Origin of the sequence: Moorena sp. SIO3A2 (assembly GCF_010672265.1) — a bacterium.
Classification (GTDB): Bacteria; Cyanobacteriota; Cyanobacteriia; order Cyanobacteriales; family Coleofasciculaceae; genus Moorena; species Moorena producens.
The window spans coordinates 1-12,418 of sequence record NZ_JAAHHC010000062.1 but is presented as its reverse complement, the minus strand read 5'-3'; the positions used below and the strand labels follow the sequence as shown (position 1 = coordinate 12,418).

The following is a 12,418-nucleotide window of genomic DNA, read 5'->3' as shown; positions in this document are numbered from 1 at the left end:
CCCCAAGTTTGGGAGTTTGGGGGATTTAGGGGGCTTTAGCAAAGCCAAACGATCGCGCATTCATACTTCAATTAAGTAACGCCTCAAAGAATAGTCTTGTACTGCTTGAGTAAATCATCAACAACTTTCTCGAAAGAAAATAGTTCAACTGCTCGCTGATGTCCAGCTTGTCCCATGGATGTTCTAAGTTCTTGGTCAGAAAGAAGTTGCAAGATGGCGTCTGCCAAAGCATTAGCATTACTCCGTTCAACCAGCAAACCTGTCTTACCATCTTCCACAATCTCGGGAAAAGCACCAGCTTGGGTAGCAATAACGGGAAGACCTGCAACCATAGCTTCCACAATTGGCATCCCAAATGCTTCGTGACATACTGACGGAAATACAAAAATGTCTGCCTGCTGATAATAATTGACTAACTTAGATTGAGGAAGGGAGCCAGTGAAGGATACTTGGCTGGCTAGATCAGCACCAAAGTGATCATTCAATTCGGAAAGGTATCGTCTCACGTAACCTGTCCAACTTTCATCACCGTAGAATGACGCTAACTCTGCCACTTTGGAGTCATCACTTAATCCGACAAGATAGTCGTAGGGTAATGCACCTACAGGACCAACGAGATCAAGTTTGGTTTGAGGGCAGCGCTCGAGCACTTTTTTAAACGCTTCTAATAAGACATGGGAGCCTTTTTCTGGAGATACTCTACCCACATAGAGTAATCGTTTAGCCGGATTGTTGCTTCTGCCATTTTGCTGATTATGGCTGACATAGAAATTTATGAAGCGATCAAGGTTTACCCCATTAAAAACCGGCTGACAGCGCTCGGCAAATTTAGGAAAACGCTGGCGAATACCTTCTGTGATATAGTTACTAGTACCAATAACTAAATCTACCTTACTAAGCCGCTTTTCTAGAATTTTGTGATCGAGTTGGGTCAACCACTCACAATGCATGTGCAGGGCAATTTTTATTCCTGGGTTTAAGGCTCGTATCACTGGAATAAACTGAGATAAGTTGTGAATGTGAACAACATCACATTGCTGTTTTTTCAAGTCATTGGCTACCTGTAAAATATATGCTAGGTAATAGAGTTGGGAGCCAAATATAGGACGTTTTTGATTCTGGAATCCTGGAATTTTTTCCAGATAGTTTAGCAGTTTTTTATCCCGGCCTATGGGAATATATCGATAGTCTACTCCGTCATGACTTGCCGTATTAAAGCGTTCTCCTGGTGTATAGACAATAACATCACCATCTTGAACTAAAAGACGGACGAATTCATAGGTCAAAATACCGATAGAATCCATCGGATTTGGAAACGAGGTCATCACAAAGGGTTGACAGACAAATGCTATCTTTAATCGTTTCTTAGAATCTGCTCCGTTTAATTGATGATTTAATTTGTTGTTTAATTTGTTTTGCTCTCGGTCAATCCTAGCTAATTTATTTTGCACTAAAGTGGTGTAGACTACAGTGTTACTGGGATTGAGTTTGAGGACATTGTTATAGGACGCGATCGCATCATCTAATTTGCCTTGTTCTTGGAGAGCAACTCCCAAGGTATAATGGCTGTTTACCAAGTCTGGCTGTATTGCGATCGCTTTCTGGTAGTAAGCCACCGCAGTCTTCAAATCGCCTCCTATTTTCCGAGTAACGCCCAAATCGTGATTTAATGCAGCGTAGTAGGCCTGTTTTTCTTGGGAAAGCTGCCCTTGAGCGTAGAGAGCATTACCCAAATTCACATCAGCTTCAGCACAGTTCGGCTGAATCTCCAAAGCTTTTTGATAGCATGCGATCGCATTTTCCCACTTGCCTTGTTGTTGTAGAGCATAGCCAAAGTTGTTGTAAAGCGCTACCGAGTTCGGCTGTAGGGCTAACGCTCGCTGATAAGCTTCCACTGCTTCTGACAATTGACCTTGAGCTTGACGCAAATTGCCTAAACTGAACCAAGCCTTGAAAGACTCCGGATTGACAAGGAGGGTTGTATTGAAAAACTCCTCAGCAGTTTGGTACTTACCTACCTGTTGTGCTAGCATTCCTAACCCATACAAGGCATCTGGTTGGTTAGGTATTCCTGCTAGAATCTGACGATAAACTTGCTCAGCTTCGACCAAGCGATTGGCTCGATGATATTGAAGAGCAACTTGAAGTGCTTCAGAAAGTTGTGTCACTGTTGTAATCCTCAATTTTTACTTTTTAATTGGTAATTGGTAATTGTATAGAGTTGTGAACATATTCGCCCTTGGGTATTGGCAATAAGTGTGTTCACAACCCAGATAAAAACCCTATATCTATAGCAGTCGCCAGCGATGCAGCGCGGTCTTGGGGAGCCAGTGCGGTCTTGGGGGTCTCCCCCATGAGCAACTGGCGTGGTTTCCACGGGGCTTACAAGGTGCGGACGCAGGTTCCGCACACAGCCCCTCCCCATGAGCGACTGCATCAAGACAGGGCAGTTAGGACATGACAAAAGTCTCAAACCTAAGTAAGCGAAAGAGTTTGACTTCTGACTTCTGACTTCTGACTTCTGACTTCTGCTATAACTAGGGATAAGCAAAGTAAAAACTCTCTGAATTATGATTCAACATAATCGAGCGCAACTTTGAAGCAATCTCATCCCGTAGGGGAGCAGCTTCGGCTTTAGTAAGCCAAGTGAATAGTTTCTCCACAGCTTGAGGAGACGGATCAATTTTGAGTGCCTCTTGGAGTAGACGAAATGCACCAGCAAGATTCCCATTCTTTAGGGGAATTACCATATGGTTTAGACAATAATTAAAGTAATGGTTACGAGCTTTGGCTGTAATTGCTGCACAATGCTCAGCAGGAAGATAGCTCTCGGAAATTTCAATCCCCTGGCGGATAGACGTTGCTTGAGCTCCAGATAATATCAGTTCACTGGTCATATTATTATCATGCTCACGGTAACGTGCCAAAATATCGCCTTCGTACCACCAATCATAAAAACTAGCAATACGCTTATAAATTTCCCAGTCAGGAGTATACGTGTTCCCCGGATCGTAACAGCCCAGATGTTCATGAGTAGAGCGACGAATCACAACTGCACAGGGATTCAAGACATTGGAAGTGCCAATCTTCCACAGCCAATCTTGATGGATACCCGTATCTTTTCCATACACTTGTTGGGAGAAAATTATCTTTCCTTTCTCATTGATATTTTCATAACCCGTAAATGCTGCTCCCACAGAATCACTACATGTTTCTAGACTCTTCTTCAAGCGGGAATAATAACCTGGAAGAACATATTCATCTTCAGGAAGCACATGAATCCACTGACCGCGACTGAGGGCAATACCAAGATTAAAATTGCGTCGGGCACCGATATTTTCTGGATTGCGGTAGTAGCGAACTACCCCTCCCCCAATCGAATTCACCAAATCGTATAGAGGAGGTGTGCTGGCATTATCCATAACCAAAATTTCCATCTCCTCTTCGCCCTGCCATTGAGCCAATACACTGGCCAAACATTCTAGAAGATAGTCAGTACGGTTATATAAAGGAATAATTACTGTCCAAAACGGTCGCTTGTCTTCACTTACCGATACGCTCGGAATCCCTGGAAACTGATATCCCCCGATCGTAACGTCTGGTTGTTCTACCTGCGGTGGTGTTAGTGTCTCAAGAGATACTGTAGAACCGTTATCAGAACCTTTGTCAGAACCTTTGTCAGAACCGTTGTCAGGATTGACTACTTTCCCATACCGGGGATTGACTAGCATTAACCCTTGTCGATAAGCAGATGCTGCCTCCTCTAACTGCTTCTGGGTTTGGTAAATCCTGCCTAAATTAAAGTACACTTCCCCATAACTAGGATTGAGTTCGAGAACCTTCTGATAAGATGCGATCGCATTTTCAAACTCACCTTGGTCTTGAAGCACCACTCCCAAATTGTAATGAGCGCTGACCAAATCTGACTGCATCGCCACCGCTTGGCGATAGTAAGCCACAGCATTAGTCAAATCTCCTGCTTTTTGCCGGGTAACCCCTAGCTCATGGTTCAATTGTGCGTAGTGTGCTTGTTTTTCTAGGGCAAGCTTCTCTTGAGCGTGGAGTGCATTGCCCAAATTCACATCAGCTTCAGTGCAGGTAGGCTCAATCTCCAAAGCTTGTTGATAAGATGCGATCGCATCGTCCCAATTACCTTGTTGTTGTAGAGCATACCCAAGGTTGTTGTAAACCGGTACTAAGTTCGGCTGTATTGTTAAAACTCGTTGGTAACACTCCACCGAGTCAGACAACTGACCTTGACCTTGGCACAAATTACCTAAACTGAACCAAGCCTTAACAGAATTCGGCTCCGCTTCCACAGTAGCTCTGAACAGCTTCTCGGCAGTATCATACTGACCTGTTTGCTGTGCCAGCACCCCTAAGCCATATAAAGCTTCCGGATGATTAGGCTGTTGTTCCAAAATCTTATAGTAAAGCTGTACAGCTTGGTTTAAGCGATTGGCTTGACGATGTTGAACAGCAATTTGTAGTGCTTCAGAAACAGTTTCCATCGCAAATTGTCTTGGTTTATGGACTACATTTAATAGAAAATCTTCCAATGCTCTTACCGGTTTCAAGTCACCATATAACTTATGCTTATTTTCAGCAACTTGATCAGATATGTATTGACGATATTGAGCATCTTGACCCAACCGTACCGCAATTTTCACATAATCCTCTTTACTCGAAGCAATTGTCTCTTCCAGACCCATCATTTTTAGAATTGCCATCGTATGCCGACCACGCATCAAATCTCCTGGCAATGTCACAATCGGAATATTATGGGCAATCGATTCCAAACTAGAGTTACATCCAGACCAACCAATGCTATCCAAGAATACATCCGCTATCGCTGAGGTTCCAGCAAACCTCCTGTTATTCATGAATGGTAAAAATATGCAGTAGTCTGTATAATCGAGGCCAAATTTATTAAAAGCATCCCTTAAACGCTGCTCAAATATCTCAGTAACCCGGTCACTTTTAACATATTTAATAAATACAAACTTACACCGATGAGCTAACTCCTTAGCAATTCTAGGAAATACATCATCATAGTCAGGTAAATACTTATATAACGATTGGCAACACCAGAACATAATCTCATCATCATCTAAGCCTATGTCCTTTTTAGCGATCGCTTCCGGTGTAATTTCCAAAGGCGTGTAATGGATAGAGAGATTCGGTAATCTAACTAACCTCTCACTATAATGATCTTGAGCATTTTCTGCTTCCATTAAATCACTACTTAAGTAATAATCAATCGTCGGCATCCCACTAGTATCCGGATGTCCCCAAGATGTCATTTGAATTGGAGCCAGTCTTAAACAACCCAACTTAACTGTAGTTGGCGACATCCCGAATTCCGGAAAAATAAGGATGTGTAATTTATCTTCTGTAATTACCTCACACCATTCTTCGATAGTGAAAGAACCTTGAACAAATTTTACAAATGATTTTGCGGCTATTGCTGTTTCCTTATCCTGTTTTAACCCTGTGTGATAACCAAATAGTTCAAAATTCGATCTATCTAGATTTTCTACCCAGCCCTTAATCGGTATTTTCCAATTAGAATGATCCCAAAAGAATTCCGAAATAACTCCAATCCGAACTTTTTCATGAGGCGCTAAATTTGGTAGAGGAATTTTCTGGCTCCACCGGGGATAGCACTGGGACATGATCTGGCAAATCATTTGTCCATAAATTTCCTGTAACTCTCGGTTATTTAACCCTTGATAGGCCAGATAAAAAGGCTGAAACGCTCCCACCGCGTTAGCGGCACTTAGCAGTTCCCTTGGACTTAGCTCTGTATCGCTCTGTGTATAGCTATCCGCTAATTTTTTAAGACTACCTTGGTAATTATTTCGCGTTACCTTGATTTCATCAACACTTGAATAAATGATCGGAATCTGACACACGCACATGGCCAGTTTAGCTTCAGCCAAGTTAGGGTTAATACTTAATGCTTGCTGGTAAGACTGTAGGGCTTCCTCTAGCTTGCACTGTTCGTGGAGTGTATTTCCTAAATTGTTATAAGCCTCAGCAAAGTCAGGTTTCAGCCTAATCGCTTCCTGATAGGACTGTACCGCTTCCTCTAACTTGCCCTGTTTTTGGACTATTGTTCCCAAATTGTTATGAGCGTCAGCATAGTCAGGTTTAAGCCTAATTGCTTCTTGGTAAGACTCTCTTGCAGCATCCAACTTTTCCTGTTTTTGGAATAGAGCTCCCAAATTGTTATGAGCCTGAAAACAATCAGGTTTAATCCTAATTGCTTCCTGGTAGGACTCTCGTGCAGCATCTAACTTGCCCTGTACCTGGAGTACATTTCCCAAATTACTATAAGCCAGAGCATAGTCAGGTTTGACCCTAATCGCTTCTTGGTAGCACTGTACCGCTTCCCCTAACTTACCCTGATGATGAAACAAATTCCCTAAATTGTTATGAGCCAGAGCATAGTCAGGTTTAAGCCTAATCGCTTCTTGGTAATACTCTACCGCTTTCTCTAACTCTCCTTGTGCCCATAAGACATTTCCCAAATTGTTATGAACTTCAACCAAGTCAGGTTTTCTGGTTAAGGCTTGTTGGTACAACCCTACCGCTTCCTCTAACTTGTTTTTTGCCTCAAGTATACTTCCCAGATTAGCAATTGCTATCAGGTTATAGGGTTTCGATAAAAGCTTTTCCTCACCCTGATTATCCCCCTGAATCTGTAGTACCTGTCTGTAGATAGATTCAGCCTCATCTAATTTACCTAATTGATGATTTTGAGCAGCTGTATTGATTAGAGATTCAAGGTTTGATTCTAACAATTGGTTGGTAGTCATATAGCGGTTTGCAGGGCAGAGCTAGGTTGCTGTAATACTAAATCCGGTTTGATTAGATATCAATCATGAAAAATTATTTCACCCTAGTTGTCCGGTCAGTTTGGCAAAACTTTACATAACTTTACATTAAGGCGTCCAGGAATAAATTTTTGCTATACTAGTTTTATAGGAAGAGTTAGGGAATCCGAACATGAACCACTGCGTTGGTACTACCGAAGCCGCATCTCTATTAGGTATTTCTTCTCGACGATTGCGCCAACTCCTGGAGAAGGGTCGGGTCAGGGGTGCCTATAAAAGTGGCAAATTCTGGATTATTCCTCTTTTCAAGCACCTACCACAAATCACCAAAGGTACCCGTGGACCAAAGGGCAAATGGCGTACCAGTCGTCCTCCCGCTTTAGCCACCATCAATGTCAACCGTAATCGGATTGGCAGCAACAATGCTAAACCTCCCCAAGACCGTCAGCCAGTGATTTCGGTAAAACGAAGCGGCAACAATCTATATGGCAACCAGATCGAAATCCTTGGTCCATGTCGGATTGTCTATCAGCCCGATCACCCACTGCGTTGTGGTGCTCGTCTATGGATCGAAACCTTCAGTGATGTTCATTTTATTGGTGGTAGTTTTCCGGCTAGTGCTTGATACTAAGGGCATTGCTGATTCTGGCTATGGTTTCCCCAATTCTGGGGGTAACAAAACTTTCAAAGTCCCTCAGAATTCGAGGAGCAACAGGGGCTTTAATAAAACCAGATGATCGCGCATTTATTCCTTAATTAAGGAACGCCAAAACTATGAGATTTATCAGCCCTAAAATAGATTATGTATTCAAAAAAATATTTGGTTCCAAAGAAAGTAAAAATATATTAATTAGTTTTCTAAATGCCATTATTTATGATGGCGAACCAATCATTCAATCTTTAACCATTATTAATCCCTATAATCCCGGTCAAGTGTTGACTTTAAAAGACACTTATTTGGATGTAAAAGCAGTGTTAGCGGATGGAGAGATTGTCCTAATTGAAATGCAAGTATCATCCATGACTGGTTTTAGCAAACGGGTACTTTATAATATGGTGAAAGGATATGTTAATCAGTTAAAAACAGCAGAGGACTATATTCGTCTTAAACCTGTTATAGCTGTCACAATTACGGATTTTATTTTGTTTGACGAAACTCAGCAAATTATTAATCAATTTGTGTTTCAAGAAAAAACAGAAAAGTTTGAATGTCTGGAAGAGGAATTGCAGTTAATATTTATAGAATTACCGAAATTCCATAAAAGACTCTCAGAATTAGAAACTTTAGCCGATAAATGGATTTATTTCATCAAATAAGCTTCTAGTTTCGATAACATTCCTCCTTCTTTAGGAGAAGTATCAGAGATAGAATCAGCTTTAAATCTTGCTAATCAAGCTGGGATGACGCCAGAAGAATTAGAAATTGCCGATCGCCGTGCTATGGCATTACAAGATGAAAGAGGGAAAATAACTTATGCTGAAGAAATCGGTAGAAAAAATGAGGCGATCGCCTTAATAATACGTCAACTGAAAAAGCGTTTTGGGGAAATTGATAAAAAAACCATTAGCAAAATAGAAATTTTAACAATTGAAGAGTTGGAAAATTTGGGAGAAGACTTCTTAGATTTCAATAACATAACTGATTTAGAAAATTGGCTTAACTAGCATTCAGCCCGGATATAGCGTTCATAGGACTCATGAGGTACACATTATTTTTTACCTCTTCCCTCTTCCCTTTTCCCTCTTCCGTTCGCGTTCGCCTTTGGCGTGAGGCTCAACGTAATCAGGCGCGCGTCTCCGGGGGAAACCCCCGCGTGAAGGCGCTGCCTCCCCAAGACCGCGCTGCCTCCCCAAGACCGCGCTGCATCACTGCTACCTCCTCCCTAAAAACCAGAAATTTGACCTCACAAGTCGTAGAATTCCTATAGTTGGTAGGGTAATGGCATTGCCCAAACAGCAGTAGCGAAGCTGATCGCAAAAACGATCGCAAAAATATAATTATGATCGACACTTATGATATTGTTGTAGTTGGTGCTGGTCCAGTGGGATTAGCCACTGCCATTGGCTTACAGCAGCGAGGTATCTCTAATTTTATAGTCCTTGATCAAACTCGTGCCTTTCGTCGAGTGGGTCAGGTTATCGATCTTCTGCCCAATGGATTAAAAGCCCTCAACCACATAGCGCCTTCTGCTTACGAAGCCGTTAAAAACACGGATATGGAGTTTTTGCAGAAAGTGCAACCCAATCAAAAATGGGTTTACAAAAATTTGAAGGGAGAGCAAATTCACTCAATTCCTCTTAGCTATGAGAGTTGGTTCAAGGATTATGGAGAGGGTCGAGTCTCAATTTCTTGGTATGATTTACAGACCACTCTCAGACAGCAACTTCCCGTTGAACAGGTTAAAGCGAATCATCGTTGTATCAATGTAGTCGATGAAGGAAACACCGAATATGTTCGGCTAGATTTTGTTTCTGATGCAGCCATAGAAGCAAATCCCTATGCTCATTGGTCAAACAGACAAAACGATGAGGATACAGTCTCCTTTAATTCAGAACATAGTCCCCAACAATTTCAAAAACAATCAACCCGGGCTAGGCTAGTTGTTGCTGCAGATGGGATCAACTCTAGCATTCGTCGAATTGTTTATAATGATAGTCCCTACAGTGGTTTAGCACGACCTGACTATTCCGGGTTTGCCGCCCTATTCTGTATGGAAATCACAGATATTCCCCCAGAGCTAAGCACAGAGCTTGAAAACAAATTTTTTCAGCAGGAACGGATTATAAGTATCACTAATGATCGCACTAATGATCAAATCTCAGAGGATTCCCCTTCTATGGAATCCCCACGGATGCTCCTATTTCGCCGTTCCAATGCTCAGTTTGGGTATTTGATCCATCTTCCTTTAAACCAGGAGGAGTTGACAGAAAAATCTGGAAGTGCCTTAATTGCTTTAGCATTACGAGAGTTGGAAAACGCTAATTTTCCCAAAGCTCTCACACAATTAGTGGCGTTATCTCCTCCTGTCAAAATGCAATCCCGTCCGTATTACATTCACCGTGTAGAAACTCTATCTCCCTGGAGTTCAGGTAGAGTTGTATTAGTGGGTGATGCCGCCCATGGGATGCCTCCTTTCATGGCTCAAGGGGCTAATCAAGGATTGGAAGATGCTCTGGTTGTAGCTACCCTTATCGCTAATATTGTACATAAAAATAATCTTGATAATATCCAAGCAATCGCCAATGCTTTCCTTAACTATGAATCTCTTCGTCGTCCATTAATGGAGAAGATTCAACAAGCAACATTGACCAGAATTCCCTACAATAACAAACAAGCATGGCAAGACTACCAACAATTGGTATATTGTCGTAATTTTGACCAACTGCTGGAGCGATGTAAGCATTCAGCCCTCAGCCGTCAGCCATCAGCCAAAGGCTGAGAGCTGAGAGCTGAGAGCTGAGAGCTGAGAGCTGAGAGCTGATAGCTGAGAGCTGAGAGCTGATAGCTGATTGCTTACACAAAGCCAAACTGATTAAGCTTTCATCCTAATTACATCCTCACTCAAAACTTGATTTAATTTGCCACTGCGATATCCTTCTAAATCCAGGGTCACATAGACAAAACCCAACTCCTGAAACTCTGCCACTAACTTCGGTAAATCTGTCGTTACCACAAATTCCTTAATCTCTTCCGGTAGTAACTCAATTCGTGCGGTATCTCCTTCTGAACGAACCCTCAAATTGGAGAAACCTAACTTCCGTAAATAGATCTCTGCTCGTCCTACCCGTTGTAACTTAGCTACTGTAATCATTTCCCCATAGGGAAAGCGAGAACTCAGACAAGGTTGGGCAGGTTTATCCCACCACGGCAGTCCTAATTGTTTCGAGAGTTGGCGCACTTCCGCCTTACTTACCCCCACTTCCGCTAAAGGCGATCGCGCACCTCGTTCCTTGGCCGCCTGAATCCCTGGACGATAGTCCCTTAAATCATCCCCATTCACCCCATCGACTACATAAGGATAGCCTCGCTCCAGGGCTAGAGGTTTGAGAGTGTCGTGGAGTTCACTTTTGCAAAAATAACAGCGATTGACCGGGTTAGAGGTATAATTGGGATTATCCATCTCATGGGTTTGGACAACCTCATGAGTAATGCCAATGGTAGCGGCTTGGATGCGAGCGTCTTCTAATTCTTCTGGTAATAGTGACGGGGATTCAGCAGTGACCGCTATTACGCGATCGCTTAAAACATCGTAAGCAATTTTAGCAACTAGCGTGCTATCAACTCCCCCAGAATAGGCAATCAAAGCCCGTTCCATCTCAGCAAATATAGTTTTTAATTGCTTGAGTTTCTGCTCTAGCATGGTTTTGATAAATAATTTTCCCTGTTTGTAGCACTATCCCATCTACTATCATGCCCGATTTATCATGATTAGACTTCGCGGTATAGCACTACCCATTAAAATTAGGACATTGTCTTGATGCAGTCGCTCATGGGGGAAACCCCCTTTGGCGGCGCTTCATCGCTCCTAAACTCCGAAACGTGAGTATAGCTTACTTCTGACTTCTGACTTCTAACTTCTGACTTCTGACTTCTGACTTCTGACTTCTGACTTCTGACGCTAAGCGTAGCACTATAAATCAAAACTCCCGTTGCCAGAAGATTAGGATAGCGATCGCTAAAAGTAGCACGATGTACAGTAATCCATAAAGTCCATTTAAAAACAGTTCTGGGAACGGGGGTAAGACACCATAGACGGCATCATTCTTTAAATTGAGCCGTGATAAATCCGGGATAACCAAGTATAGGGTTTCGGTCATCCGCTCAATGCCAGGGTTTTCGCTCAACTTGCTTAACTCCACTAAATCACGGCTCAAGTGTCCCATCATATAAATCCCAAACGTAAGTAACGTTGCTAGGAGTGAACTAGTAAAGACACCAAACATTAGCGCTACTGCTGTGATTAGAGACAGTTCTAGAAATTGGTAAAGCACCGAAACCAGGATGCTAACCACAGGGTATTCAATACTAGAGGCACGTAAGCCCAGCAGATAAATGGCAGTCATAGCCACAACCAGCACAGCCAATACACCCGATAACCCTAAGTGTTTGCCAATGATAAATTCAGCCCGGCTAAGAGGCTTGGGAATTAACACTAATACAGTACGCTTTTCGATTTCCTTGTTAATCAACCCGGTACCAACAAATACCGCCACGATTACACCCAGGATACCCATCCCAGCTAGACCCAAATCCAGAAAAATTTTCTCTTCTGTGGTTGCTGCTATCTCAGGTAACAGCCTCAGAGCTATGCCTAGGGCTAGGGCAAAAAAGCCGATCAGATATAAAACGCGATCGCGTATCACTTCCCGAAAACCATTAGCTGCGATCGCCCAAATTCTTGCCAAACTCACCTACTATCTCCTATGCTCCTCTTTTGCTTCCATCATAGGAGAGGTACACAAGTTTGGGATTTTTGCTATAAGCTTAAGTCATGGATGATAGAGAAGTCATCAAGAACCGCCCAGAATTCGCTTAGGTGCGCTTGACCTTGGCGAATTAAATTCGCCAAGGTCAAGCG

7 protein-coding genes and 1 pseudogene are annotated in these 12,418 nt (G+C 42.6%); 4 read left to right on the top strand and 4 right to left on the bottom strand.

The features are described 5' to 3' along the window. Positions 1-83 precede the first annotated feature (83 nt). Entirely contained in the window at positions 84-2,168 is a 2,085-nt protein-coding gene (locus F6K64_RS33785) for a glycosyltransferase (RefSeq protein ID WP_287267652.1), read from the bottom strand. Between the two features lie 369 nt (positions 2,169-2,537). Further along, positions 2,538-6,821 (bottom strand): tetratricopeptide repeat protein, encoded by a 4,284-nt coding sequence (locus F6K64_RS33780; RefSeq protein WP_287267651.1) that lies wholly within the window; start codon positions 6,819-6,821, stop codon positions 2,538-2,540. Positions 6,822-7,011: 190 nt separating this feature from the next. Here F6K64_RS33780 and F6K64_RS33775 point away from each other — a divergent pair, with 190 nt between their 5' ends. From F6K64_RS33775 to F6K64_RS33760, 4 genes and pseudogenes are all read left to right on the top strand, one after another. Next, entirely contained in the window at positions 7,012-7,464 is a 453-nt protein-coding gene (locus F6K64_RS33775; RefSeq protein WP_287267650.1) for a MerR family transcriptional regulator, read from the top strand. Positions 7,465-7,613: 149 nt separating this feature from the next. After that, positions 7,614-8,504: pseudogene (locus tag F6K64_RS39245) on the top strand (Rpn family recombination-promoting nuclease/putative transposase). A 32-nt stretch (positions 8,505-8,536) separates the two neighbouring features. Continuing rightward, the gene (locus tag F6K64_RS33765) at positions 8,537-8,767 is read left to right on the top strand and encodes a hypothetical protein (protein ID WP_131826899.1); all 231 of its coding nucleotides are present in this window, start codon (positions 8,537-8,539) and stop codon (positions 8,765-8,767) included. A 72-nt stretch (positions 8,768-8,839) separates the two neighbouring features. Continuing rightward, positions 8,840-10,279, top strand: a complete 1,440-nt coding sequence (locus F6K64_RS33760) for an FAD-dependent oxidoreductase (RefSeq protein WP_287267649.1) — start codon at positions 8,840-8,842, stop codon at positions 10,277-10,279. Positions 10,280-10,372: 93 nt separating this feature from the next. Here F6K64_RS33760 and larE read toward each other — a convergent pair whose 3' ends face one another. Further along, positions 10,373-11,200, bottom strand: coding sequence for an ATP-dependent sacrificial sulfur transferase LarE (larE, locus tag F6K64_RS33755; protein WP_287267647.1), 828 nt, complete (start codon positions 11,198-11,200; stop codon positions 10,373-10,375). Positions 11,201-11,477: 277 nt separating this feature from the next. Further along, entirely contained in the window at positions 11,478-12,251 is a 774-nt protein-coding gene (locus tag F6K64_RS33750) for an ABC transporter permease (RefSeq protein ID WP_008190425.1), read from the bottom strand. Positions 12,252-12,418 lie beyond the last annotated feature (167 nt).